This is a genomic window from Lewinella sp. LCG006, assembly GCF_040784935.1.
Lineage (GTDB): Bacteria > Bacteroidota > Bacteroidia > Chitinophagales > Saprospiraceae > Lewinella.
Map to the genome: position 1 here is coordinate 3817627 of NZ_CP160680.1, position 26453 is coordinate 3844079.

17 protein-coding genes are annotated in these 26453 nt (G+C 47.7%); 10 read left to right on the forward strand and 7 right to left on the reverse strand.

What is annotated here, in order from left to right; translation table 11 throughout:
* Positions 1-18 precede the first annotated feature (18 nt).
* Complete coding sequence (locus AB0L18_RS13815) at positions 19-948, forward strand: septal ring lytic transglycosylase RlpA family protein (protein ID WP_367387888.1); 930 nt, start codon at positions 19-21, stop codon at positions 946-948.
* 360 nt (positions 949-1308) lie between these two features.
* Here AB0L18_RS13815 and AB0L18_RS13820 read toward each other — a convergent pair whose 3' ends face one another.
* Complete coding sequence (locus AB0L18_RS13820) at positions 1309-2814, reverse strand: ArnT family glycosyltransferase (RefSeq protein WP_367387889.1); 1506 nt, start codon at positions 2812-2814, stop codon at positions 1309-1311.
* 110 nt (positions 2815-2924) lie between these two features.
* Between AB0L18_RS13820 and AB0L18_RS13825 the strand changes: the two genes are divergently transcribed.
* Positions 2925-3899 (forward strand): DUF6569 family protein, encoded by a 975-nt coding sequence (locus AB0L18_RS13825; RefSeq protein WP_367387890.1) that lies wholly within the window; start codon positions 2925-2927, stop codon positions 3897-3899.
* A gap of 77 nt (positions 3900-3976) precedes the next feature.
* The gene (tesB, locus tag AB0L18_RS13830) at positions 3977-4834 is read left to right on the forward strand and encodes an acyl-CoA thioesterase II (RefSeq protein WP_367387891.1); all 858 of its coding nucleotides are present in this window, start codon (positions 3977-3979) and stop codon (positions 4832-4834) included.
* A 158-nt stretch (positions 4835-4992) separates the two neighbouring features.
* Here the strand turns inward: tesB and AB0L18_RS13835 are convergent, their stop codons facing one another.
* Complete coding sequence (locus AB0L18_RS13835) at positions 4993-7392, reverse strand: thiamine pyrophosphate-dependent enzyme (RefSeq protein ID WP_367387892.1); 2400 nt, start codon at positions 7390-7392, stop codon at positions 4993-4995.
* Positions 7393-7813: 421 nt separating this feature from the next.
* On the opposite strand from AB0L18_RS13835, the gene AB0L18_RS13840 reads away from it, so the two are divergent.
* Positions 7814-8296, forward strand: coding sequence for a DUF1573 domain-containing protein (locus AB0L18_RS13840; RefSeq protein ID WP_367387893.1), 483 nt, complete (start codon positions 7814-7816; stop codon positions 8294-8296).
* Between the two features lie 469 nt (positions 8297-8765).
* On the opposite strand, the gene AB0L18_RS13845 is transcribed toward AB0L18_RS13840, so the two are convergent.
* Positions 8766-9314: a hypothetical protein gene (locus AB0L18_RS13845; RefSeq protein WP_367387894.1), complete on the reverse strand. Its 549-nt coding sequence runs from the start codon at positions 9312-9314 to the stop codon at positions 8766-8768.
* 55 nt (positions 9315-9369) lie between these two features.
* On the opposite strand from AB0L18_RS13845, the gene AB0L18_RS13850 reads away from it, so the two are divergent.
* Positions 9370-11793, forward strand: a complete 2424-nt coding sequence (locus AB0L18_RS13850; protein WP_367387895.1) for a penicillin acylase family protein — start codon at positions 9370-9372, stop codon at positions 11791-11793.
* A gap of 267 nt (positions 11794-12060) precedes the next feature.
* Here AB0L18_RS13850 and AB0L18_RS13855 read toward each other — a convergent pair whose 3' ends face one another.
* The 4 genes from AB0L18_RS13855 to AB0L18_RS13870 all read right to left on the reverse strand — a co-directional run bounded on the left by AB0L18_RS13855 (position 12061) and on the right by AB0L18_RS13870 (position 18475).
* Positions 12061-14640, reverse strand: a complete 2580-nt coding sequence (locus tag AB0L18_RS13855) for an OmpA family protein (protein ID WP_367387896.1) — start codon at positions 14638-14640, stop codon at positions 12061-12063.
* An 87-nt stretch (positions 14641-14727) separates the two neighbouring features.
* The gene (locus tag AB0L18_RS13860) at positions 14728-15762 is read right to left on the reverse strand and encodes a PorP/SprF family type IX secretion system membrane protein (RefSeq protein WP_367387897.1); all 1035 of its coding nucleotides are present in this window, start codon (positions 15760-15762) and stop codon (positions 14728-14730) included.
* A 151-nt stretch (positions 15763-15913) separates the two neighbouring features.
* Positions 15914-16909 carry a glycosyltransferase family 9 protein gene (locus AB0L18_RS13865; RefSeq protein WP_367387898.1) on the reverse strand — a complete coding sequence of 332 codons (996 nt, stop codon included), beginning with the start codon at positions 16907-16909 and terminating at the stop codon, positions 15914-15916.
* A gap of 186 nt (positions 16910-17095) precedes the next feature.
* Entirely contained in the window at positions 17096-18475 is a 1380-nt protein-coding gene (locus AB0L18_RS13870) for a sigma-54-dependent transcriptional regulator (RefSeq protein ID WP_367387899.1), read from the reverse strand.
* 323 nt (positions 18476-18798) lie between these two features.
* Here AB0L18_RS13870 and AB0L18_RS13875 point away from each other — a divergent pair, with 323 nt between their 5' ends.
* From AB0L18_RS13875 to AB0L18_RS13895, 5 genes are all read left to right on the forward strand, one after another.
* Positions 18799-20049, forward strand: coding sequence for an efflux RND transporter periplasmic adaptor subunit (locus AB0L18_RS13875; protein WP_367387900.1), 1251 nt, complete (start codon positions 18799-18801; stop codon positions 20047-20049).
* Between the two features lie 94 nt (positions 20050-20143).
* Positions 20144-20506 carry a four helix bundle protein gene (locus AB0L18_RS13880; RefSeq protein ID WP_367387901.1) on the forward strand — a complete coding sequence of 121 codons (363 nt, stop codon included), beginning with the start codon at positions 20144-20146 and terminating at the stop codon, positions 20504-20506.
* Between the two features lie 255 nt (positions 20507-20761).
* On the forward strand, positions 20762-21448 hold the full coding sequence (locus AB0L18_RS13885; RefSeq protein WP_367387902.1) for an ABC transporter ATP-binding protein: 687 nt from the start codon (positions 20762-20764) through the stop codon (positions 21446-21448).
* A 133-nt stretch (positions 21449-21581) separates the two neighbouring features.
* A complete protein-coding gene (locus AB0L18_RS13890; protein WP_367387903.1) occupies positions 21582-23957 on the forward strand; it encodes an ABC transporter permease in 2376 nt (791 codons plus the stop codon).
* Positions 23958-24010: 53 nt separating this feature from the next.
* The gene (locus tag AB0L18_RS13895) at positions 24011-26437 is read left to right on the forward strand and encodes an ABC transporter permease (RefSeq protein ID WP_367387904.1); all 2427 of its coding nucleotides are present in this window, start codon (positions 24011-24013) and stop codon (positions 26435-26437) included.
* Positions 26438-26453: the final 16 nt, after the last annotated feature.

Consider the following 26453-nt stretch of genomic DNA (forward strand, 5'->3'; position numbering starts at 1 on the left):
CAAAACATCCATACTGATATGAAATACCTATCCTTTAGCCTTTTTATTTGCTTGACACTACTGAGTAGTATGACCTTCGCTCAGGAAGAAGAATACGGCTTAGCGTCTTATTATTCTGATGATTTTGAAGGCCGCTCTACCGCCTACGGCGATACTTACAACAAAGATGAACTGACCTGCGCACACAAACGCTTCCCCTACGGCACCATGCTGAAGGTGACCCGTCTTGATAACAAAAAATCAGTAACGGTAAAAGTGATCGACAAAGGTCCCTATATCAAAGGCCGCGTCGTAGACCTTTCCCGTCGTGCCGCCGATGTACTGGGGATCGTAGGGATGGGCTCCGTAGAAGTGAAAGTCGAAAAAGTGGGCAATAGCACCAGTCGACCTGCAGACAAAGTGGAAGAGGTGACTACTGCACCTGCTGCTACTCCGCGAGCTTTTGAAGAACCAGCACCAGAAAGAATTACAACCACACCTGCTGCCGAACCTCGTGCTACTACACCAGCGCCCGCCCCCGAAAAAGTTGCCGAGCGGTCGGTAGAGCCAGCAGCCAAGACGACCACGACACCCGCCGCAAAACCAGCGTCAACAACGCCTACCGTGAATGCTTCCAAAGATCGGTTTTCTCCCGTGGGCAAGGATTACAATCCCTACGGCCTCTACCGTATCGTATTGGAAAAACCGGATGCTCAAACAGGGTTTGGTGTGCAGGTAGCATCTTTTACCAGCTACGAGAACGTCATGCAGCGAGTAGCCGATTTACAAGCCCAATGGTTCGATAATATCCTCATCAGTATTGAACCCGGCGAAGGAGGCAAAAGTAGTTACAAGGTCATCCTTGGCCCTTTTGATGATCAAAAAACGGCCCAGCATTACCAAGCCAGCCTGGCGAGCCGTTATAAAATCCGCGGTTTCGTCATTGATCTGGCGGGGCTGAAGTATTAGATTTTAGTTAAAGCTCAACAATTGGAAGGCATCTGGCAGAGATGTCTTCCAATTTGATGGTAGCATTACCTTGATTTTGTTCAAAAAAACAGTGTATTTCTTCGGGGATCGCCGTAGTATCGGAAAAGCATCAGATGGTACAGCTTACCGTTACCTTACATCCGCTTACTTCCTGTTTTTAGTACGGGTGGTGCGTAGGGCCAAGGCCCGAAGCTCGGCGCACCCGATCTTCCATCGGGGGAGCAGGACCAGGAATGGGAAGGACTCCGCTCTGTAGGAGGGTTTTAAGCCCGATCTTACGGAGCAGAACGCAGTGTACAGCCCGGTGCTAATGACCGTTAGGGAAGCAGGTAGGGCCCATTAAAACCCTCCCCAGCGCTCTTCGCCCCATAGCCAGGGCCAGCCACTGATCGTTACCCTGGGTTCACTGATGCTGTCGTTGGGGGCTAGTCTAAGGATGGTTAAAGAGGCTTGATTGGGTGCTACTTCGGTGGTGTTGCGGAGTTGGTAGCCGCTGCGTTGGAGATAAGGTGCGAGGGGGAGTGTGAGCGGATCACGCTCATTTAGACCGACTTCTTTGGTATCGGGTAGGGTTTGTTCTATTTGGGTTTGTAGCCGTTGGGGCCAGTTGCGCTGGAGGTGGAGGAAGGGGTAGACTTGTATCCAGAAGAACAACAAGGCAAGCAAGCCAGCGAGCGTCATGCCGCCGAGTACATAATCTCTTTGTTTGCCATACAAGCCAATGACACCTACGAAGCTAAACATCCAATAAGCTGCTGAGCAACCCAGAACGGCGCGAAAGCCATCGTTTTGGAATTGGACGAAGCCGCCTAGTAAGGTGAGGGCAACCAGGAAAAAAACGACAATAATGTGCAACACTTGCCCTGTTTTTACCCAATCCTGCCAAGGGTAATTGGGGATCTTAAAGTAGTTTTCGAGTTGTTTGGCCGTCATCAAGATCAACAGGAAAGGGAAGACGAGTGATAGGGTAAGGAAGCTGCCCAGTAGCCCGATGAGTAGTAGCTGAGAAAACTCTTCTCCTCTTTTGACTTTGTAAAAGAGGTCTCGCAGCGCTGCCAATGTGAAGCCAATAAAAGGAGCGATACCCAGAAGGGCGTACAGGAAGAACTTGAGGTGACCCAAGCGTAGGAAATGGAAGTAATAAAAATCAGCAAGTGAGCCGTGGTAACCCAAAGCCCAATAAAGGAGGAAGGATAAACCAAAAACGAGGTAGATGATAACAAAGGGTTTACCCAGTTGTTTTTTCAGGTCTTCTTTTTCTGCTACCAAGATGCGATAATAGGCCACTTGCCAGATGACCATCAGGACGAGGGTGGCCCAACTGCCCACCAGAATGGCCAGTGAACCGAGTATGCTGCTTCTCACCAACCACTTGCGGGTAGGCGTCTTGGTAAAATGCAGTAAAGCCAACCAAAAGCCCAGTTCCAGCCCAAAGCGCCAGATGTCGAGACTAGCCGTTTTGGCCAAGACGGGCAGTAGGAGGGAGGCTGCCCCAACAAGCAAGGTGATCTCAACCGAGCGCTTGCCAAATAGGGCACTGCCCCAAAAGAAAAACAAGCCTACGCCTAGCAGGTAAATCAAAAGGCCAGGCACCCGATAGGCGAGTAGCCAGTAAGGCGATTCGGTGGGGATGGTGCCCAGGAAAGCACTCACCCAGGTGTTTGCAGGTGCAGGCTGTACCCCCGACCAGATAAGCTCGGCCTCGGCAGCAGGCCAGATGTTGATATAATCCAAGCCTACCAACAATTGAGCCACCGCCAAAAAGGCCACTGCCCAACAAAAGAAACGATAACGAGAAGAAGGAGATGTAGGGAGTGGTGGAGTGATTGTCTTGCCTTTACGCATGCTTTTATGTATCTTGAATGTTGTTTTTTGTTGGTGCAGAAAAATGGCAGCAACCCGAAACGAAAAAGCCTTATCAAACGTTAGAATAAGTATCTAAAAATAAACAGCTTATGCGCTTCTTAACACTATTTTCTTTGCTACTCCTTTTTGTCGCATGTGATAACAACACGGTTTTGCAAGAGGAGTTGACGAATAATTCTCCAATTGAAGTCCAGTTGTCGGAAAATCCGCAGTGGGAAAAGGATCATTTACGCCTCTTGCCCATTGTGGCCAGTGAGGCTTACCTGAACGAACAACAATCGGTGGCGCAATATAAGGTTTTAAGTGAAGCCCTGGAAAATGAGCGTTTCCGAGTTTCGGAAAAAAAGCCTTATGGCCGCTTTACGGATGAGGGTGCAGTAAATACCTTGACGGTACAGAATAAGACCGAAGACCCCATCTTTTTGATGGCGGGAGAAGTGGTACAAGGTGGCAACCAGGATCGCGTTATTGCGGAGGATGCGGTCATTGCCGCGCGTAATATCCAGGATATACCTGTTTTTTGTGTGGAACACGGTCGCTGGACTTACGAAGGTGACAAGGCTTTGAACGAAGGGGATAAAAAGATTTTTGCCTTTCGTGGCTATTACAACGTCGCTTCCAGTGAAGTACGCCGTTCAGTCGCTACGGGCAGTCAGCAAGCCGTTTGGGACCAGGTAGCCGATATTCGCACCCGCTACAGTCTGGATGGTGGCACCCAGGCTTACGCTGACTTGGAAACCAATGAGAAATTTGTGAATGACCGTACCAACTACGAACGCTTCTTTGGTGACAAGCTGGCCAAAAATGAAACCATCATTGGCTTTGTGGCCGTGAGTGGTGATCAGATTCTGGGAGCTGACGTGTTTGGCCACCCTGCTTTATTGAACCGCCAGTTTGCCGCGGTACTGAGCAGTTACGCTACGGATGCACTCACGCTAGGCAATGACAAAGAACTGAAGCCTGCTCAACTGGCTGCATTTATTGCGGGCTTACAGGCTGATTTGGCGGACGAAAAAGGCTTTCGCCAGGATGGGAAGTTGGTGCATTATGCTAAGTTGCGGTAGTGACTGCGGAATCCGATCCTAAAAATCGCATTATCGAATCTTTTCGATAATGCGATTTTTGCTTTTATCTTCACACTATGAAAGAGGTAAGTCAATTGATTGAACTGCTCAAGATGGAGCAGCTGGAAGTTAATCTTTTCCGCGGACAGAGCAAGAGTGTAGGCAGTGAGCGGGTTTTTGGCGGGCAGGTAATGGCCCAGGCGCTGAGCGCCGCCATGCAAACGGTACCCAACGACCGGTTTGTCCATTCGCTCCACAGCTATTTCTTGTTGCCGGGGGATCTTGAAGTGCCCATTGTATTCGAGGTGGAGCGCATCCGCGACGGGGGGAGCTTTACCACCCGTAGGGTAAAGGCGATCCAACACGGCGCAGCGATTTTTCACCTTTCAGCATCTTTTCAATTGCAGCAGGAGGGGTACGAACACCAGATGGAAAAACCGCGGGTCTCACTTCCCGACGATTTGCCTAGCTGGGAAGGGCTCGCCAAGCAGTTTGGTGATATGATTCCACCGAACTTGAAAAAGATGCTGGACATTGAACGCCCGCTGGATTTCCGACAGGTAGAGTTCATCAATCCAATGGTGCAGGAGAAATACGATCCCGTCCGCCACGTCTGGATGAAGGCCAAGGGAGAGATGCCCGACGATCGCCGCTTACACGATCTGGTGTTGGCGTATGCTACCGATTACAACCTGTTGACCACCGCGCTATTGCCTCACGGTTTCGCGGCCGATTTTCGCAGCCTGACCCTGGCTAGCCTTGATCACTCTATGTGGTTTCACCGTCCGTTTCGGATAGATGAGTGGTTGTTGTATGCGCTGGATAGCCCTTCGGCTTCCGGTGCAAGAGGGTTCACACGGGGTCAGATCTTCTCCCTGGAGGGAGAATTGGTAGCCAGTGTGGCCCAGGAAGGTTTGATGCGGCCGAGGAAGTGAGGTTTAGCTAGTGCTGCTACTTCGTGGTGCCTTTTTGTGTTTCTGAAAAGCGAGGGATGTCAAAGGCAAACCTCACAGTACTAGGTACTTAGTACTGGGTATAGGGATTTTTCACCCCAAAGTCAATATTATACCAAGTACCAAGTACCCTGTACCCCTTAAAACCTTCCCGGTTCTGCTTCTTCTACCATGGCAAATGCTGCGTCATAGATGTCTTCTACGCTGGGTTTGCTGAAGTAGTCGCCATCAGAGCCATAAGCAGGGCGGTGGGCTTTAGCGGAGAGTGTTTGCGGAGCTGCATCCAGGTAGCGGTAACCGTTTTGTTCTTCTACAATTTTTTGTAAAATATAGGCAGAAGCACCCCCAGGGACATCTTCATCGACGATCAGGAGACGGTTGGTTTTCTTGAGGCTGGCAATGATCCGGTGCTCCAGATCAAAAGGCAGCAAGGTTTGAATATCTACCAGCTCGGCACGGATGCCATCTTGCGCCAATAATTCACAGGCATCTTCCGCCAAGCGTACACAACTGCCGTAGGTGAGTATCGTGAGATCATCTCCTGTTAGCAAAGTTTCTGGTACTCCCATGGGGACGGTGTATTCTCCGATATTTTCGGGCATACGTTCTTTGCGGCGATAGCCATTCAAGCATTCGATGACCAAGCCGGGTTCGCCGCTTTGCAAGAGGGTATTGTACATGCCTACCGCCTGCACCATGCTACGCGGAACACATACGTACATACCACGCAGCGCATTGACAATCATACCCATGGGTGAGCCAGAGTGCCAGATGCCTTCGAGGCGGTGGCCACGGGTACGAATGATGGCTGGTGCTTTTTGTTGTCCATTGCTGCGCCAGCGTAAGGTAGCGAGGTCGTCAGATAAGGGCTCAAGGCCGTAAAGGAGGTAGTCGAGGTACTGGATTTCTGCGATAGGTCGTAATCCTCTCATAGCCATGCCGATGGCTTGGCCCATGATGGTCCATTCACGGATACCAGTATCAAAGACGCGTTCCTCTCCGTATTTTTCTTGTAGTTTGGCAAAGCTTTGGTTGACCCCACCAATCTGCCCGACATCTTCACCAAAGGCATACAATTCTGGATATTTTTCCAGTGCGTAATCGAAGAAAGCATTCAGAATTTGGTAACCGTTGCTACTGGGGCTGTCGGGAGAGAAGCGAGGGCTTATGACAGGGACGCGAAGAGCAGAATCACTGCCTTCGCTGTAAAGGTGTTGGCCGTATTTGTGATGAAAAGTTTTTTCTATAGGGTCGAGCCATGCTTTAATGGCAGGATACAAGGCGTGATTACTGCGGCGAAGTTGGTAAGCCAAGCGCCGGGCATTACTACAAATTTCGTGAATCTGAGGATGGGTGTGGAGCTGTAAATCCTGATGAAGTTGTTGGATGACAGTATCAGGGGCTGTTATTTGCTGGTACCAGTTTTGGAGCTCGCCAGCGTAGGTACGAGCGGGTACATTGAACGCCTTCCAGGCGGCGTCACGACCTGCCTTTGCTGTTTTTTTGGCCTGCTTACGAATATTACTGACTTCTTCTTCCGTAGCGATACCTTGATCAATGATCCACTTTTCCATTTGCAGGATGCAGTCATGGTCTTTCTCCCAGGCGAGACGTTCTTTAGATTTGTAGCGTTCGTGTGAGCCAGAGGTAGAGTGTCCTTGGGGCTGGGTCAGCTCTTCAACGTGGAAGAGGGCTGGTTCCTGGCGGTCCCTTACGCGTTCAATACCCAATTGGAATTGATCTACCAAACTGCTATAATCCCAGCCTTTTAGATTATAAATGGCAAATCCTGCCTTATCCTCTTCGGTAGCTAAGCCACTGACGGCTGCCGAAATACTACTCTTTGCTGTTTGAAATTCTTTGGGTACACTGATGCCATAGCCATCATCCCAAACAAAAACGGCCAAGGGCACTTGTTGTACGGCAGCAGCATTGAGGGTTTCCCAAAAAACGCCTTCCGAGGTACTGGCATCGCCAATCGTGCAAAAACTCACCTCCAGACCATTTTTTGAAAAATTGTTTTCTTGTAGTGCTTTGTTATTGCGGTATTTCTTGCTTGCTAAAGCCAAGCCGAGGGCGCGGGCCATCTGCCCGGCGGTAGGTGCAATATCTGCGCTTACATTATACAAGGCGGTGGTATTTTGCCAATTTCCTGCCTCGTCAATTGTTGGCGTAGCGAAGTGAGCATTCATTTGCCGCCCGCCAGAGAAAGGGTCATTGCTGGTATCAGCGTACAATTGGGCAAAGAAAGCTTCTATGCTGAGGAGCCCCATGGCAAACATGAAGGTTTGATCACGGTAGTATCCCGAACGGAAATCACCTTTGCGAAAAGCACGAGCCATGGCTACTTGCGGAACTTCTTTGCCATCACCGCTAATACCAAATTTGGCTTTTCCGGTGAGTACCTCACGGCGAGCCAGTAAACTTACTTCACGGCTGGTACAGCAAATGTGGAAATCGTTCAGAATTTCTTCTTTACTAAGGTCTGCAGTAAGTCGTAGCTTGTTTTCTGATAGCGCAGCAAGATCGGGCTTAAACATGGTTTTAACTTATTTGGTCGGCTAAGAATAAACAATAAGCTCTTCACGCAAATAAATTGGTTGGTTAATCCAATTTGAAATATTGGCAAAGAAGAGGTAGAATTAAAATATGTGATATTTTTATCGGCAAATAAACACTGTTTCAGAATTATGTTCCGAATGAATGTTTTTTATGCTTTCAAAAATAATTAAAATTCTGTTAAAATGCTATCGTTAGCACTGTTTAAATATTTTTCCTTCGTTTAGACTGCGGTGTTTTGAAAATAGTGACTCCTGGTGGAGCCTATCGTCAGAATCGAAAATAGCTTATTAACTAATCATTAACCCCTGTATTTGCTCTTCTGGTTTTTAAAATGGGTTTAATTCACCTATTTTTGTGAAGAACAAATTACAATTGAAACCAATCAATAAAATTTAGCTCATGAAGCGTATATCCCTTTTCTTAGTTTTAGCTCTAGGTCTGAGCATTTCTATGACTGCTCAGTCAACAGTAGCTCCAGTAGAACAAGCTGTTGAGACTCCTTCTACCGAAGGTCCTCAGATGGAATTCACAACCTTAGAGGTAGATTACGGTACCATTGAACAAGGTTCTGATCCTTACCGTTTCTTCCAGTTTACCAATCCTGGTACTGCTCCGTTGGTAATTACCAATGCTAAAGGTAGCTGTGGTTGTACGGTACCTACTTACCCTAAAGAGCCTATTTTGCCAGGTAATGCTGGAGAAATCAAAGTTCGTTACGACACTAATCGTGTAGGACCTTTCACCAAGCGTGTAACTCTTACTACCAATGTAGGAGAAGAGCCTATCGTTTTGACCATCAAAGGAAAAGTAGAAAAGGCTCCAGAAGAACCAGCTGGTGTACCTACCAACGAAGGTGGTATGTTCAACAGCGGTGGCAACTAAGCTACCCCTCGTACAGCTTACTTGATCAGTTATTGCTGGTGAAGTAGCATTCCCGGATAGGGCCATGAAAGTGGTTGTATCCGGGATTTTTTTTGCCTTGTACTGACGTAAAAGAATATTCCTGAAAAAGAAAAACCCTTGCTTCAAGGGAAGCAAGGGCCTCTAACCCAAACAAATAAACACAAAAACTACTTTTTGATAACACAATGATAAAGCCTTTTTTATTAGTATGCAACAATTTAAGCTATTTTATACATGGTTATTTTTGCATGGTTGTATTTAAATTATTGATAATCAATACTTTATTTATATTTTATTATTTTTAATAATGTGTTTGCGTTGATTTTTTCGATGTCGATTTTTCTACATAAAAGGAATTTTATTTTTTTTACATAAATTTATTAAAATGTGACATTGAATATCATTAATTTTGTTTTTAATAAATTGTTTTTCAGTGTGTTATAGATTGTTATTCTGTGAGTTTTTGATAGTCTTGTAACGTGATTCGGATTAAACTTCTGGTTTCCTCATCGGTAAACAGTAGAATGTGGGTACTATCTGGTATTATCAGCTGTAATTGCTGACCCTTCAATAAAGCAGCATACAGCTGTTTCCCCAAATCATGCTGGCTCCCCCACGTCCAGTTCTCTATTGAGAAATACTGCTCACTGGAATTGTTAAATGCACGAATACGAAAAGGAGGCGTTGGTTGTTCTTCCATAGCAATCCAATGAAGTTGGAGATAGGCTTGATCATGGAGCCAATTATCAACAATGACAGGTAACAGATAAGGAGTTGTTCCTGTGGTCGGCCATTTTCGGAGTTGGTAATGGTTGGTTTGGGTAGCTTCATCGGTTGTCATCGTATAAGCCGTACTACGAATGTTGTTAAAATACAGCTTAGAAGGGGGCGTAGTCCGAAAACGTACATCAGCTGGAGGTGCGGGTGTTTTTGCTACTGGCTGGCAAGAAAAAAGGAGGATAAAAACAAGTTGAAAGAGGATTGATGAAAATTTCATAAGTTTGATGGATTATTATTAACAAGGGGCATTGAAAAGCTAAAGCATAAACGGGATGAAAAGCTTAAAGTTCTTGATTAGCGTAGTTGTACTCTTTGCGTTGATCTATCTGGGAGATACTTATGGCTTAGTAGGTTCCCGCATACCAGGAATGGCTGCATTGTTGAATCCTTTTACCGGGGTATGGCAACAGGCAGAAGCACTGAAAGTAGCTGAAGATGAAGTGATCATCCCTGCCAGTGTTGCTGGTCAGGTCGTTATCGATCAACGGGGCATCCCACACGTTTTTGCGGAAGATGAGTCTTCTGCACTTTTTCTACAAGGTTACCTGCACGCACGAGATCGCTTGTTTCAAATGGAAGTTTCTGCCCGCGCTACTAGCGGCCGTCTGGCGGAGATTCTGGGGCCGGATTTGCTGGAACGCGACCGTACGCAGCGTAGAAAAGGGATGCTGGTGGCGGCACAACGAACAGCGGCAGCATGGTTGCGTAATCCGGAAACTTCTGCGGCTATTAATGCTTATTGTGCAGGCGTCAATGCTTATATCTCAGCGTTGTCACCTGAAGATTATCCCGTTGAGTTCAAGCTGCTTGGTTTTGCTCCTGAATTGTGGACACCGCTGAAAAGTGCACTCTTCTCCAAGAGTATGGCAGAAACGCTTTGTTTTCGTAACCGAGATTTAGCTGCCACCAATGCGCGAGCCTTATTAGGGGATACGCTCTTCCAGCATTTATATCCAGCATACAACCCAGACCAGTCGCCAGTTATCTCCACGGAACCTTGGCTCAAGCAGGAGCCGGTTATCAACCAAGTCACAAGTGGCACCACAATAGGCGCGCTTTCTTTTCCAGAGTTGGCACAAGCACCCGAAGGGATAGGGAGCAACAACTGGGCATTGTCTGGCAGCAAAACTGCGAGCGGAGCTCCGCTATTGAGCAACGATCCTCACTTAAGCCTTACCTTGCCTTCTATCTGGTACGAAATACACCTGGTTTATGAAGGGATCAATGTTTACGGGGTTTCTTTGCCTTCCTTGCCAAGTATCCTGATTGGCTTTAACGAGGCTACGGCCTGGGGTATCACCAATGTTGGCCAAGACGTTGCCGATTGGTACAAAATCAACTGGACGGATACGACCCAAACCCATTACTGGCTCGATGGTGAAGCGGTCGCTGCCGACATCGTTAAAGATACCATCTATGTGCGTGGGGCAGCACCTACCATCATTGAGACACCCTGGACGGTCTTTGGCCCGGTTGTGTATGACCAGCCAGAAGATGAGTACTATAACCTGGCCTTGCGCTGGGTGGCCCATGATGCTCCTTTTAGAGAAGACTCAGATAACGTAGAAGCTTTCCTGAACATGGCAAAAGCCACTAGCTTGGAAGGTTACATTGCGGCTTTAGGAGCCTTTGATAACCCGGGCTCTAATGTTGTTTATGCCAATCAAGCCAATGATATAGCCTTGACGGTAACAGGGCATTTCCCGGTTCGCCACCCACAGCAGGGGCGTTTTGTTCAGGACGGTAGCAAAAGTGCCAATGCTTGGTCTGGCTATATTCCTTACGATGAGGTTCCGCGAGATGTCAATCCTCCCCGGCAGTTTGTAGCTTCGGCCAACCAAAGATCAGCGGCACTGAGTTATCCCTATTACTATCTAGGGAGCTTTGATGACTACCGTGGCCGTTACATCAACCGCCATTTGGAAGGAATAGAAAATGCACGCCCAGAGGATATGATGGCACTGCAGTACGATGCACACTCTTTGCGGGCGGAAGAAGCAGTGCCCCTGTTGTTAAAAGCACTGGCAGAAAGCCCAGCGCAAGGGAAAAACACCTCAAAAGGGATCGCACTATTGAAGGACTGGGATCTTGTTTACCGGGCAGAAGCCCAGGCACCCATTGTCTTTGACAGCTGGCTGGATAGCCTTTACAAGCTCACTTTTGATGAGGTGTATGCGCTGAATTCAGAAGATCGCCCGGTATTGTTTCCCGAGACATGGCGCTTTATCGAATTATTACGAGACCAGCCAGATGACTTGATCTTTGATCATCAATCTACAGCGCAAAAGGAAACCGCCCAAGACTTGATACGTCAAGCCTTTGAGCAAACGATGGCCGCAGTGTCTCCTATACTCGAAGCTGGTACTACCTGGAGCGAGCACCGAGGTACGCATATCCGGCACCTGGCCAATCTCCCCGGTTTTGATTCTGGTTTGATCCATTCTGATGGTGCAAAAGAAACACCCAATGCACTTTCCAATAATTTTGGCCCTTCGTGGCGTATGGTGGTGTCATTAGAGAAGCCTTTACGGGCCTGGGGTGTTTTACCAGGTGGTTCTTCAGGCAATGCGGGCAGCCCTTTCTATACCGAAGGCATCGAAGAGTGGAGCAAGGGAGAATATTTCGAGCTCTCGCTTTACCGCAAAGCCGAAGAGGTACCCGCACGGCAGCGACTGGTGTTTAAACGAGAGCTTTAGGGAGGCTAAATAGGGGCATGATCATTTCACCCTTCAGGGGTGGGATGCTGGCATTAAGGTTTGTTGGGCATCCAAAATCCAATCAACCCCGCTACTAGTGGCCTTATCACACAGCCACGACAGCCGCAAATCTCAAACCAATTAATTGGTTAACTGGTCTTTATGTTTTTTCATTCTTCGTAGCTAAAATATGCTCTAAACTCCCCCAAACGAAAAAAGCCTTTTCCCGCAAAGGAAAAGGCTTTTTTCGTAAAAAACGGTAGGTTTTTAGAGCTTCAACCCGAAGCTGTAATTCAACATCTCCACGATCGGGTTGCCCTTGTTATCGTTGTTGCGAAGGTAGATATCGATGTCGATGGTCTCGTCTTCGTCTTTTTCGGAACTGTCGAAAATAACGTTGATGGTACCCGACATGCCGGGCTTGAAGCGTTTGCCTACCAGCTCATCCTGGTTGGTCGTGGTACAATCACAAGCGGAGATCAGATCAATGATCAAATCCGTATCTCCACGATTGGTGAAGGTATAGCTGAAGGTACGTTTCTCACCTTTTTTCACCACACCAATTTTCTTAGTACGTTCGGTGAACTGCATGATAGGCACATTCTTCAGATTGGTCTGTCCATAAAGGGTAGACATCTGAGAAATTTTTACCGGATCATTTTGCTCTACCTGAGCACCAATATTGTTGCCGCGATTATTTTCATCCTGCTTTCTGAGTCGAGTAGATTTGACTTGGATACTGGTTGGTCCTTCCAGGATTTTGAATTCTGTGCGACGATTTAGCTGGAAAGCAGCTTCTTGTTGCTCTTCATTAGGTAATGCAAGAATAAATGCCTCAGTAAGAATATCTCCTTCTTTCAGGAAGGGAAACTGTTTCGCTACCTTTGCCGATACCGTTTGTGGTACGGTTTCTCCATAACCTTGTGGTACAATGCGCGTGCGATCAATACCCTTACGCATCAACCAACGGCGTGCAGAATCGGCCCGGCGCTGACTGAGGTCTTTGTTGTAGTTGTCTTCTCCACGAGAATCCGTGTGCGACCCCAATTCTACTTTCATGTCAGGGTACTGCGTCATGAGCTCGTAGATCAAGGTAAGATCAATTTCTGCGGAGGTCGTAATACGGTCATCATCAAAATCGTAAAGGATATTCTCCATTACGATTGGGATATTATTTACAAGCGTATCGAATATAGGTTCTGGTTCACGAGGCTTGAGGAAGAAGCGCTCTTCAAAGGTTTTACTATCCACGACACCTGTGGTAGTGAAAGTAGTGGTGTCCGGGAAGAAATCAGGATGGCTAGCAATGACGGTATAAGACCGCTCGAAATTGAGACCAAAATCAAAGCGATTACCGCTGGCCATCGTCAGGGATTGTGTGCCTTCAGTGCCTACAGCCAGGGCATTGTCAATAAGTTGGACCGTTGCTCCTTTGAGGGGCTCACGCTTGGGCATTTTCTGTGCTTCGTCGATTTCATTGAATACACCCACAACCAAGTCTACAAATTGACGGGCAATGGTGAAGCCATAAATGTCGTCACAGCAAGTTTTACCGCGAACGGAACGTCCTTCAGGGCGATTGGAGGTAAAGAACCCTTTGTATCCTTCGTCGTAAAGACGGAAAGAAAGCTCATCGGCTTCGGTATTGTAGGCTTTGCCCATGTTGTTAGGTTCCGACCATTCTGTACCATTCCAAACCGCATAGAAAATGTCTAAACCTCCCAGTGATGGATAGCCATCGGAGCTGAAGTAGAGGGTGCCATCAAACCAGTAAGGCGTCATTTCGTCGCCAGGGGTGTTGATGCCGGGGCCCAGATTGACTGGGTCGCCATAAACACCTTCGCCTTGGTGCGTAGCGTAGTAGATATCCATACCACCTTCGCCACCATCCATGTTGCTTACAAAGAAGAGGACCTCCTTGCCGTATAATTCACCTACAGTAGGCTGAAGCGCGAGGTAGTCACCGTTGACGCCAACCACTTCGTTGGCGCTTTTCCAGGCACCATCGCCCCCTTCGCTGAGGTAGATTTTTGATTCTGAAGGTACGTTGCCCGTCAGTAAAATCCGGTTGAAAAACATCCGGCGACCATCGGGTGAAAGCGAGACATTGGCACTGTGGTAGCCAGGGCGGTTGATCTCTACGCCAAGTGGTTCAGGATCGCCATATTCCACTACCTCTTCGCCTTCTCGGTTTGTTTCTACAGTAATCTGCGATTGGAAGATACGCGCAAATTTCTCGGGATCGTCATCATCGTCGGCTTCAATGACGTCTTTTCCTACCCAAGAGGCATAGTAAAGTGTACGACCAGAAGAATTCAAAGTGGGAGTGTACTGAGACACCGGCGTATTGATTTTCTTGCGATCCAGGGCTTCTACTGCTACACCTTGCGCATTGCCAGGTAGCGACATGCCTAGTTCAGCACCCGCTAATTCCAACTGAGCCTGGCGCTTTCTTTCAGCATTGGTACTGGCTTCCAGGTATTGCTGAAACTCCTGTATGGCTTCGTCGTATTTGCCTTGCATTTTGAGAACACGAGCAAAATTGTAACGCTGCTCAATAAACTTATTCTCAGGATCGCGGCGCAACAAACGCTTGTACCAGCGTTCTGCTTGGCGATAATCTCGCAACTGGTAGTTGAGCTCTGCTAGTAGGGGTACGAGTTCTTCGTCCTCCCGCTCTTCGAAGGCGAGTTCATACTGTTCCAGGGCGCGGTAATAATCATTACTGGCCATTGCGGTTTCTCCTAGTTCCAGCATGGTTTCATAGGAGGAAGTTCCAATAGGTTGTGCTGAGAGAAAACTGGTTCCCAGCACAAGACAACAAATCAGGCTAAAAATATTCTTCATAGCTCGAAAGCTTTGACTTTTTGTAATAGTAGTAAAACGTTTTGACAGCTAATTTAGGGTGTCGCTGCTCCACTTTAAGACGCGCTTTTAGAAGCGAGGACACAAAATGGTCGGTGGCAACTCGGGCTGCTTGTAGATCTTGATGATGTAGTAAGCACCTATTTCAAAACCACTCTGATAATTGGTGATAGAGTTGGCGCTGCTAACAGTAAGATCATAAGCAAGTGCTGCACGTAAATCTTTGTAGTCAATGCCAAAAAGAATGTTGGCAGCATCGCCAGCACGGTAACCCAGACCAAAGTTGATTTTGAAATCAGGGTTCATCTGCTTTCCGGCCCAAGCCTGGATTTGTACTTCATTGCCACCTGCTTCGGTCGTTTGCCAGAAGAGCTTGGGGTTGATACTCCAGTCATTGTCGAGTTCTCTTTGGTAGATCGCGTGGCCAATAGCGGTGATTTCCCGCTTGCTAGGAAGACCTCCTGCGGTTAGTAAGGCATTGTCATCCGTATTGAGGTGAAGACCAGCCAGACCAATCTCCAGGCTGGAAATCTTGTCTATTTGCGTACGGTAAAGAAGCCCGACGTTGATGTCGGTAAAGTCCGTCATCTCTTCTTGCGTTTGGCCAAACTCACCATCGGCGGGTGGTAGGCCACCGCCACCAGAATTGGCAGAGATGATTTGCTCATAGAGGGGGCTGTTGTAGTTGATGCTGCGTTGCATCCGACCGTATTGGGCACCTAAAGTCAGAACATTGGTTCTCTTTTTGTTAGCCAGGTGGTAACTTGCGGACAGTTGGCCACCGGAAGTCTGAAGGTCATTACTGCCGTACTTGTCACTCATCACAAATAATCCTACTCCAATCCAGTCTTGTTGTCTGAAACCACGAATAATCGGGGCGTCAGCATAAAAGGAGGGAGTTCCGAATTCCGTTGCATCACCTACCGTAAACCATTGGCTACGGTAAATACCACCAATACGTACAGAGCCTTCAAAAGCTCCAGTAAGTGCAGGGTTGCTGCGTAAGGGGGAATAGTCGAATAATGTGTAGTGTACATCTTGGGCAGAGAGGCCTTGCCAGCAAAAGAGCAGTACTAAAATGGGTAAAAGTCTGCTGAGCTTCATAGAAGGAATTTTCAAGATTAGCGTAATTTATTTGCTCTAAGCCGAAAGATAAATCTTTTTAGCTAAAGCAAAGACAACAATAGTGCAAATACCTTTACTGACCAACAATCTTATTAAAATAGTGCGGGTAGATGACATATAATTAGCCAATTTAGTTGGCCATTTTTTTTACAGCTTCTTGCGCAATGGCCTCGATGTCCTGTTGTAACATGCATTTAAAGTGCCCTTTTGGACAATGGGGATAGCCAATTTTGGAGCAAGGCCGACACCCCAGATCAGGCACTTCGAAGGAGGTATTCAAGGTTTGTTGACCTGGTAAATAAGGATACATGCCAAAAGCAGGAACGGTATTCCCCCAAAGGGAAAGAATGGGCTTGCGCAAAGCTGCGGCCATGTGCATCAAGCCGGTATCATGGGTAATGACTACCTCCGCCTGACGGAGAACATCTGCCGACTGGTGGAGGCGTAAGGCTCCACAGCTGTTGTGAACGTGATCCAGTCCGTGGGCAATTTTTTCACCAACATCTTTATCATCTGGCCCACCAAGTAAAACGACCGGAACAGGCAGTGTTACACAAAGCTCCCGCAACTTTTCCATCGGCAGCCTTTTGGTGGCATGGGCTGCGCCAATGACCAACGCAATAAAAGGAGTAGCTATTCCCAAAAGGGCAGGCGTAACGACGTCTTCGGCTGGAATAAAATGATCCAGACCATTATTATCGTTGATAATTCCTAGTGGTGCCGCGGCCAATAAATAGCGATCCACAATATGCAGGTCGGGCATCCAGTTGATTTTCCACCGTGTCAGTAGCCACTTTTGCCAATTGAGTTTATTAAAGGTATAAGTGCGCACACCTAAAAGCCCAAAGCGGAGCCTGCGGGAGCGAAGATTGTTGTGGAGATCGATAATGGCCGAAAATTGCTGCGCCTTCAGTTCCGGGAGTACTTCACTTACCTTTTTTTGGATCGTCCAGATTTTGTGAAGGTAAGGATTTGCCTTAAGCACACCTGCAAAGGAAGCCTTGGTAAGGAAATGAACTTCAGCCCCAAGCTGTTGCTGCAAACAACGGATGACGGGGGTTGTGAGGACAATGTCTCCGATGGAGGAAAAACGGATGATGAGAATTTTGGGAACGGAAGTAGCCAAGCAGGAGGATTTTGTGCGAAGATAATCGAAGAAAAGAAATGAGGGGGCCTTAGGATGGATGAAAATAGAAGTGAAAAAGTAGTTAGGTGAGCATGAACCATAATCCGCACGGCGGGCCCACCCTTAATAACTGATTAAATCCCAGTCCGGAGACTGTTCACTTGGATACACATTTTTGAACAGCCGCTATAACTCATACTTCGCCATCCGTCGGTACAATGCCGCTCGAGTAAGCCCGAGTTCTTCGGCTGCCTTGCTGATGTTGCCGGCATTTTTGGTGAGGGCTTTCTGCACGGCCCAGCGTTCCAGTTCTTCCAAATTGACGGTATGGGGTTCGCCCTGGTTTTTGTTGTTGGTACTTGGGGCTTGCAAAATAAAGTCGCTGGCAGTAAGTTGGTTACCATCCGCGAGAATTACGGCGCGTTCTACGGCGTGGCGCAGTTCTCGAATATTTCCGGGCCAGGCGTAGGAGCGGAGAAGTGGATAAGCGGAATGGGCAATGTCCAGACTCCCTTTTTGGTATTTGCGGGCGTATTCTTTGAGGAAATGTTCGACCAAAAGCGGGATATCCTCCTGGCGTTCCCGGAGCGGTGGCAACTTGATTTCTACAGTATTAATACGGTAGAGCAAATCCTGGCGAAAACCACCTTCATGAATCATGTCATAAAGCGGCATGTTGGTAGCGCTGATGAGGCGAATATCAATGTCTACGGGTTCATTGGCCCCCACCCTGGTCACTTGTCGGGTCTGTAGCGCACTGAGCAGTTTGGATTGTAAAGGCTGCGAAAGATTGCCGATTTCATCTAAAAATAAGGTGCCAGAGGAAGCCACTTCGAAGCGGCCCGCCCGGTCTGTTTTGGCATCGGTAAAGGCACCTTTTTTATGACCAAAAAGTTCACTCTCAAATAAGCTCTCGGGGATAGCTCCCAAATCTACAGTGATAAAGACTTTATCGTGGCGCAGCGATTGTCGGTGAATAGCTCTGGCAATGACTTCTTTACCCGTGCCGTTTTCGCCGAGGATCAGGACATTGGCATCCGTCTTGGCGACCTTCTCTACCAGCGAAAATACTTGCTTCATAGCGGGAGACTCACCAATGATCTCACTAAAAGGTTGTTCTAGATCATTGGCGAGTACCTGCTGCTGGTCGGTGAGTTGTTGGACTTTGCGGCGGGATTGGCTCAGCTCTAATCCGGCTTTGATGGTGGTGAGCAAGCGCTCGTTGCGCCACGGTTTTTCCAGAAAATCAATGGCCCCTATTTTCACGGCTTCCACGGCAGTTTTGACATCGGCGTAGGCCGTCATCATGATCACGCCCGTTTCGGGAGACAGTTCGGTGATCTTCTCGAGCCATCGCATGCCCTCATTGCCGGAAGTATCGCCGGTGCGGAAATTCATGTCCAGCATCACCAGATCAAAAGGCTTGCCTCGCAGGAGACGCGGCAGCTGGTAGGGGTTGTTTTCGGTAACAACTTCGCTGAAATGCCGCGATAAGAGTAGACGTAAACTGAGAAGAATATCTTCCTCGTCGTCGATGATAAGGATACGTGCTGTTTGCTTACTCATAAAATATTATTACCTCGATAAAAACGAATGAGATAAAGATACACGATGAAAGTACAAAGTTGCAAAAGAGTGTTCATTTTTGAACACTCATTGTCCAGTATTGCACAATTTTTTAGCTCAATACGAGGAGTTGCTTGTGCTAAGTTGTTGATTATCAATGTTGTTGTTTTGTGGCACAAGCCTTGCCTTGAATAAGGAGAGTTTAATATACTGATTGCTATAGACGTGTCGCCCGGTAGTGAAATGTCACCCGACCAAAGCATTTTTCACTCGCATGACCCCTTAAAACCCTACTGCCGGGCGGACACTTTTAACTGAAAACCATGGATCGCAAAATAGAAAAGAAAACCTGGACCTGGCAACGACTCTCCTTGATTGGAGGAGGGCTTCTTTTGGCCACCACCCTGATTGCTGCCATCTACCGCGATGCGGGTACCAGCCGGCTCAATGTAGAAAAAGAACGGCTGTTATTGGATACCGTAGAGCAGGGGGTGTTTAAAGAATACATTACCTTGTTTGGTGTGGTAGAGCCCATCAAGACCGTTTATTTAGATGCTATTGAAGGCGGACGGGTAGAAGAGGTGTTTGTGGAGAATGGATCAATGGTGAAAAAAGGACAAGACATTCTGCGATTGTCTAATCTAGAATTACAGCTCAATGTACTCAATCAGGAAGCTCAGATTGTGAATCAGATCAATGATATCCGGCAAACGAGTATCTTGATGGATCAGCAAAGCCTGAGTTTGAAAGATCAAGCATTGGATGTGCAATTCAGGATGGATTTGATCGCCAAGCGGAACCGCCGCAACCAGGACTTGTACACTGATAAAGTGATCTCCCAGGTAGAATTTGAGGATACGCGCGATGAATTTGAGCACCTCAAACGCCGTCAGTTGCTGTTGGCAAATACCATCGAAAAAGATTCGCTTTTTCAAGTGATGCAGGAAAACCAGATGGTTTCGACCCTCGATTTGATGCAGCGCAACCTGAACTTTGCCCGCAACAGCCTCGAAAATCTGACCATCAAAGCACCCATCGACGGGCAGATTTCTTCGCTGGATACGGAAGTCGGCCAGCTGATTATCCGAGGAAACAGGATTGCCCAGATTGATGTGCTGGAGCAATTTAAAATTCGTGCCAACATTGACGAGTTTTACATCAACCGAATTTTTCCACAGCAGGAGGGGACTTTCCTGATGGAAGGGCAGACCTACACCTTGCGGATCAACAAAATCTACCCTGAGGTGGCCAATGGTTCTTTTGCGGTCGATCTGGTTTTTGTGGGCGAACGCCCCGAACGTATCAAGCGCGGGCAGACCATCTCACTGAAATTGTCGCTAAGTGATGATACCCAGGCGATGCTGTTGGCCAAAGGGGGCTACTACCAAAGCACCGGCGGAAATTGGGTGTATGTTCTTGATCCGGCAGCCGGCGTAGCGCGGAAGCGCAACATTACCGTAGGTCGTCAAAACCCTAACTACTACGAACTCATTGAGGGCTTGCAGCCCGGAGAGATCGTCATTGTCTCTAGCTATGAAAATTATGGGGATAAAGAGGAGTTGGTGTTGAAATAGGGGGAAGGGCATTTAGGCGAAGGGCGAAGGGCATTTAGGCGGAGGGGCTTTAGGGCATGGGGGTATAAATTTGGATAAAGAAAAGAATAATATAATGAGTAGACATTTTCGATTCGAGAGCTTACAAATTTGGCAGGAGGCGGTTGCCGTAGGCGATGACCTATTTAACTTGGCAGATACGCTTGAGAAAAGAAAGTATTTTCGTTTTGCCGAACAGTTGAGGGGGGCTACTCTGAGTATTAGCAATAATATCGCAGAAGGATCGGGCGATGATTCAGACAAAGAATTTAGAAGATTTCTAAAATATGCTCGTCGATCCGCCTTCGAATGTGCCAACATTGTCATCATTTGCCAACGAAGAGGATATTTGAATAAAGAGGAGAGAGAAAGTTGCTATGAACGTTTGGACATCCTTTGTCGAAAGATTCAAAACTTCCGAAAAGCATTAAATAAATAATTCGAGTGTGCTACAAATTAGTGGCTTTTGTAGTTATTGATGATTCTGTGATTTATAGCTAAAGGGGCTAAGGGCTAACCTTCATTTAATGGTACTCACCTATAGAGGTATCACAAAATTGTAGCACACTCAAATAATTCAAAATAATAACGGTGGACTAAGTATGGGACGGTCAACCTTCTTGCAATACGCAAAGCCCTCTGCCCCAAAGCCCTTAGTCCTCCGCCACTGGCCGAAGGCCGAAAACAAACAACAATGATAAAAACCGAAAACCTGACCAAAGTCTACCGTACCGATGAGGTAGAAACAACGGCGCTTAATGAGGTAAGCATCGAGATCAAAGCTGGCGAATTTGTTTCCATCATGGGGCCTTCTGGGTGTGGTAAATCTACCTTGATGAATATTCTGGGAATGATCGACAACCCTTCGGGCGGGAAATACAACTTCCTTGAACACGAGGTTTCCAACTACTCGGAGCGTCAGCGTTCTGATCTGCGTAAAAACAATATCGGTTTCATCTTTCAGAGCTTTAATCTGATTGACGAATTGACCGTTTTTGAAAATGTAGAGCTGCCACTCATTTACACCAAAGTAGGCGGCGCGGAACGCAAACAACGCGTGGAGGAAGTATTGGAAAAAATGAACATGATGCACCGCCGCAACCACTTCCCCCAACAACTCTCGGGCGGACAACAGCAGCGGGTAGCTGTAGGGCGAGCCATCATCAACAACCCTAAGCTGATCCTGGCGGATGAACCCACCGGTAACCTCGATAGCAACAACGGCGATGACGTAATGAAAACCCTCGTAAAACTGAACCAGGAAGGAGCTACCATCATTATGGTGACCCACTCGCAGTACTGTGCCGAATTTGGCAACCGCATCATCCGCATGCTCGACGGACAAGTGGTGACCGAGAATATCGTGCAGCAATATCTTTAAGATGGTGTAAAAGTTGGATAGTGTAAAGGTGTAAAAGTTGATTTCTCTAAATAAGTATTGGTAATGAGTAATTATTTGAAAATCAATTATTTGTTTATTTTTTTACACCCTTACACCCTAAAAATCACTCGACATGTTACAAATTATCCTAAAATCCGCCTGGCGGCAGCTGTGGAAAAACAAAGGTTACAGTGTCATCAATATCCTGGGTTTGGCCGTAGGTTTAGCGGTTGCGGTCCTTAGTGGATTGTGGGTACATCACCATTGGCAATACGATCGCTTTCATGCGGATGGTGACCGTATCTACCAGGCGATGCAAGATTATCTGCCTACGGACGGAGAAATGGGAACCTTTAATGCCGTTTGCCTACCCATCGTAAAGGTATTGCGTGAGGAAACTCCTGGGGTAGAACTGGTTGCGGTTACTGATTGGGGGTCGGACTATAGCTTGGGTGTTGGTGAAAAACAACTGTTGAAAAGAGGGCTATACGTAGAGCCTGATTTTCTGAAAATATTCACCTTTCCGCTGCTGGAAGGAGATCAGGAGACGGTATTGGCAGCACCAAATCAAGTGGTGTTAAGTGCTTCTCTGGCGAAAGCCTTTTTTGGGGAGAAAAACCCCATTGGCGAAACCATCTCTCTGTCTAATACGGTGGATTTGCAAGTGACAGGTGTATTGCAGGATGTACCATTGACCTCTACTTTGCAATTTGATTTCCTACTGCCTTTCTCATTGAAAGAACAGGGCGAGCCCTGGGTGAAAGAGGCGAAAGAAAGTTGGGATAATTTCTCTTTTCAGGTCTATTTTAAAATTGAACCAGGGGCCGATATTGCGGGAATTAAGGCGCAAAATAGAAACCTACTGGCGGAGCACACATCAAATAAGACGTCCTTTATCAATGTGCACGCGCTAACCAATTGGCACCTTTACGGTGAATTTAAAGACGGCATAGCCACAACCGGGCTTATTCGTTATGTGAGACTCTTTGGCGTGATTGGGCTGTTAGTGCTACTTATTGCGTGTATCAATTTTGTGAATATCTCTACAGCCCGGGCGGAGAAACGCAGCAAAGAGGTGGGCGTTCGTAAAGCAATTGGTGCAGGGAAAGCCAGTTTAATCTCTCAGTTTCTGGGCGAGGCTGGTGTGACGGTAATACTGGCATTTGGGTTGTCAATTTTGCTCGTACAGTTACTGCTGCCGCATTTCAATTTACTGGTGGATGAGGAAATACATTCTCCGTGGAGAGAACCGCTATTTTGGTTGTCTTCGTTGGGCGTTTTGGTGCTGAGTACGCTGATGGCAGGTAGCTACCCGGCATTTTTTCTAACCCGTTTCCAGGCCAAGGAGGTACTCCAGAAAACCCATCAGTTGGCAAATGGCCGCAACAATTGGAGCCGTAGAGCTTTGGTTGGCACCCAATTTGCGGTATCTATTGCCTTGATTGCGGGTAGTCTGGTAGTGCATCAACAGGTAAAATACGCGCAAAAAAGAGATTTGGGATACGATCAGGATCGTCTGATTAGCATCATGAATACACCGGGTATCTATGAAAATTACGCAACCATCAAAAGAGAATTACTAGCGTCGAATAAGATAGAAAGTGTTACAGGGGCAGGTAGCCCAATTACCTCGGTGTGGTCGAATATGAGCAATATTGGCTGGCCAGGAAAGCCCGCTGAAGAACAGGTGGGAATTGCTTTTATCGCCACCAGCCCTGATTATTTTGAGACCCTTGGCATTCGTTTTAACCAAGGGCGCCCTTTCCGAGATCACAAAGGGGCAGATACGTCCGCGATGATTATCAATCAGGCCGCTTTGGATCGTATGGGACTAGAAGATCCATTGAGTAGCCAGCTTACCTGGGGGGATTCGAAATATAGCATTGTCGGCGTGGTCGAAGACATCATTATGGAGACGCCTTTTGAGCCGGTACGCCCTACCATTTTTGTCAATTTTCCAAATTGGTTGAGTGTGGTCATGGTTCGTATCAAAGAGGGCCAGCCTACCGATCAGGCACTGGCGAGTATGAAGACCATATTTGAAACCCACGACCCGGCGACGCCTTTTACCTATGAGTTTGTAGAAGAGGATTACGCCCGTAAGTTTAAGGGCACCAATTTCATTGGCACCGTAGCCTTATTGTTTGCGGGACTAGCGATTTTTCTTTCAGCATTGGGGCTATTGGGCCTGGCTGTTTATCTGGCAGAACGCAGGGCCAAAGAGATCAGCATCCGAAAAATTCTGGGCGCATCGGTGAGCCAGTTGTGGCTGTTGTTATCGCAAGAATTCGTCTGGATTATCCTCGTCGGCGGATTGATTGCCGTGCCATTGGGAGGGTATTTCCTGGAGCGTTGGTTGGATAATTTTAGCTATCGCATCGATTTGCCCTGGATGATGTTTGCCCTGGCGGCAGGGATTGCCCTGTTGATTGCCCTGGCGACCATCAGTTTCCAAAGCCTGAAAGCCGCCTTGGTAAATCCGGCGAAACGGTTACATGATAATGGTTGATTAAATGTCAATTTAGAAATCATCGACGAAAGTCGTTCAAGAAAATACCGATTATGCTAAAACATACCTTAAAATCGATCCTGCGGCAGCTGAAGCGGCAGTCGCTCTTTACGGGGATTCACCTGTTGGGGCTCAGTGTAGGGCTGTGTTGTGCGATGCTGTTGTTTTTGTACATCCGCCACGAAATCAACTATGATACCCACCATGCGGGAGCCGACCGCATCTACCGCGTAACCCTGATTGGGACGGGCCAAGGCGAAGTAAATTACAGTGCGGGTACACCCTACCCACTGGTGAATACGCTAAGGACGGAAGTGCCGGAGTTGGAACTGGTGAGTGGTATCCATGGCAGCGGGCGCGGTATTGTTAGAGCAGAAGGAAAAGACCATTACCGCTTGCAGGAGGTCTATTTTGCAGATGGTAGTTTCTTGGAGATGTTTGATTTTGGACTGGCGGAAGGCGTAGATCCGGCGGTGCTTACGCCCCCGGGTAAAGCGTTGTTGTCTAAGAAAACGGCGGAGCTGATTTTTGGGAACGAAAATCCTACGGGCAAGACGATCAGTTTGGATGGTAAACTGAATTTGACGGTGGTAGGTACCTACAGTGGCCAACAGCAGAGCCATCTGGCATCGGATATGCTGGTGTCATTGGCTTCATTGAACGAAGAATTTTTAGGATTTCCAACCGATAATTGGGGCGTAAGCGTGGGGGGAGCGGCCTACGTACGTCTTCAGGAAGGGCAACAACCCGAGCAATTGGCTGCCAGCCTGGCCGATGTGGTCAACAAGTATATGAATGGAGAAGAAGAGGGGATAGCCAACGAGTTGCGCCTGCAGCCCCTTGCTGAGGTTCACTTTGATACGCGCTACGACGAGGTGAGTTCGGTGCCGGCCATTGAGGCTTCGTACCTGTGGATAGCTGGCGCGACGGGACTGTTGATATTGTTGATGGCTTGTTTCAATTTTGTCAACCTATCGCTGGCACAGAACCTGAGCAAACAGCAAGAGGTTGGGATGCGTAAAGTGCTGGGAGCTAGTCGGAGCCAGCTGTGGGCGCAATATTGGGGGGAAGCACTGGTGCTGGCGTTGAGCGCGGGTGTGATCAGTGTGGTCTTACTACAGGCAGCCTTGCCATATTTGCAGGAAAAGCTGCAACAGGAGATGGGGTTCCAAGGTTGGCAGGATTTTCCTATGATGGGTTTTATCTTCCTGCTGACGTTGCTCATTAGCGTGGTGGCTGGTGGATATCCGGCCTGGGTGGTCGCCAGAAAGAAAGCGCAGGAAGTACTGAAAGGCAGTAAGTTGGTAAGTGACAAAAGCCAGGTGAATCTGCGCCAAGGACTGATTCTGGCCCAATTTGTGATCACCTTGGTGATGATTTGCAGCGCAATCACGGTATCCCGACAGTTGGATTTTATGCAGCATAAAGACTTGGGATTCCGCCAGGAAGCCATCTTGCAAGTGTCGCGTAATAGTGGAGGACTGGATCTTCAATTGCAAGAAGAATGGCAGCGAGAAACAGGTGTAATAGCTGTTTCCTTCAACCTGGGGGCACCCACCTCCAGAAACAATATCGGTACAGATTATTACCCCAAAGGCCGTAGTCCGCAAAACGACCGGAGTGAGCTAGAACTAAAGGCGGCAGATGAGCACTACCTGGAGAATTATGACCTGGACCTACTCGCAGGGCGCTTCATCACGGCCAAAGAAACAGCCCTGATTGGTGAGCGTTTGCCAGAACAAGGAGAGGAGTGGCCCATCGTGATCAATGAATCCTTGGCCAAAGAGTTAGGCTATACAAATTACGAAGACGCCTTGGACAAACGTTTGATTCTGGGTTTTAATGATGCAGAAGCCTATATCGTTGGCGTCACCAAGGATTTTAATACCAGCTCTTTGCACGAGGGTGTGAAAGCCACGGCGATAACACCCTTGCCATTTTTGTACTACCAAATTGGCGTCAAGCTGGTCCCTGATCAGATCGCCACAACGCTGCCACGGTTGGAGGCAAGTTGGAAGCAGTTTCATCCTGATGAGTATTTCGATTATTTCTTTCTGGAAGAAGATATTTTGAAACAATACCTGGCTGAACGCCGCACCAATGCCTTGTTGCAAGGCTTTGCCGGACTAGCCATTTTCATTGCTTGTTTGGGCTTATTCGGCTTGATGGCCATCATGGTACGCCAACGCCGCAAGGAGATCGGATTGCGTAAGGTACTGGGGGCTTCGGTGGCGAGCCTGTGGGCCTTGCTTTCGTCGGATATGGTTCGCCTGATAGGTATATCCCTGCTGATCGCTGGACCACTGGCCTGGTGGTTGATGAACAACTGGCTGGACAACTTTGCTTACCGGATCACGATGAGCGTCTGGACGATTGCCATTGGTGGCATCGCGCTGCTGCTCATTGCATTGCTGACGGTGAGCGGGCAGGCGTTACGGGCAGCATTGAATAACCCGGTGGAAGCGCTGAAAAATGAATAATCACTCCCTGTAAAAT

Coding starts and splice junctions, on each gene's coding strand:
- AB0L18_RS13815 (WP_367387888.1), top strand. CDS start 19: ATGAAATACCTATCCTTTAGCCTTTTTATTTGCTTGACACTACTGAGT.
- AB0L18_RS13820 (WP_367387889.1), bottom strand. CDS start 2,814: ATGCGTAAAGGCAAGACAATCACTCCACCACTCCCTACATCTCCTTCT.
- AB0L18_RS13825 (WP_367387890.1), top strand. CDS start 2,925: ATGCGCTTCTTAACACTATTTTCTTTGCTACTCCTTTTTGTCGCATGT.
- tesB (WP_367387891.1), top strand. CDS start 3,977: ATGAAAGAGGTAAGTCAATTGATTGAACTGCTCAAGATGGAGCAGCTG.
- AB0L18_RS13835 (WP_367387892.1), bottom strand. CDS start 7,392: ATGTTTAAGCCCGATCTTGCTGCGCTATCAGAAAACAAGCTACGACTT.
- AB0L18_RS13840 (WP_367387893.1), top strand. CDS start 7,814: ATGAAGCGTATATCCCTTTTCTTAGTTTTAGCTCTAGGTCTGAGCATT.
- AB0L18_RS13845 (WP_367387894.1), bottom strand. CDS start 9,314: ATGAAATTTTCATCAATCCTCTTTCAACTTGTTTTTATCCTCCTTTTT.
- AB0L18_RS13850 (WP_367387895.1), top strand. CDS start 9,370: ATGAAAAGCTTAAAGTTCTTGATTAGCGTAGTTGTACTCTTTGCGTTG.
- AB0L18_RS13855 (WP_367387896.1), bottom strand. CDS start 14,640: ATGAAGAATATTTTTAGCCTGATTTGTTGTCTTGTGCTGGGAACCAGT.
- AB0L18_RS13860 (WP_367387897.1), bottom strand. CDS start 15,762: ATGAAGCTCAGCAGACTTTTACCCATTTTAGTACTGCTCTTTTGCTGG.
- AB0L18_RS13870 (WP_367387899.1), bottom strand. CDS start 18,475: ATGAGTAAGCAAACAGCACGTATCCTTATCATCGACGACGAGGAAGAT.
- AB0L18_RS13875 (WP_367387900.1), top strand. CDS start 18,799: ATGGATCGCAAAATAGAAAAGAAAACCTGGACCTGGCAACGACTCTCC.
- AB0L18_RS13880 (WP_367387901.1), top strand. CDS start 20,144: ATGAGTAGACATTTTCGATTCGAGAGCTTACAAATTTGGCAGGAGGCG.
- AB0L18_RS13885 (WP_367387902.1), top strand. CDS start 20,762: ATGATAAAAACCGAAAACCTGACCAAAGTCTACCGTACCGATGAGGTA.
- AB0L18_RS13890 (WP_367387903.1), top strand. CDS start 21,582: ATGTTACAAATTATCCTAAAATCCGCCTGGCGGCAGCTGTGGAAAAAC.
- AB0L18_RS13895 (WP_367387904.1), top strand. CDS start 24,011: ATGCTAAAACATACCTTAAAATCGATCCTGCGGCAGCTGAAGCGGCAG.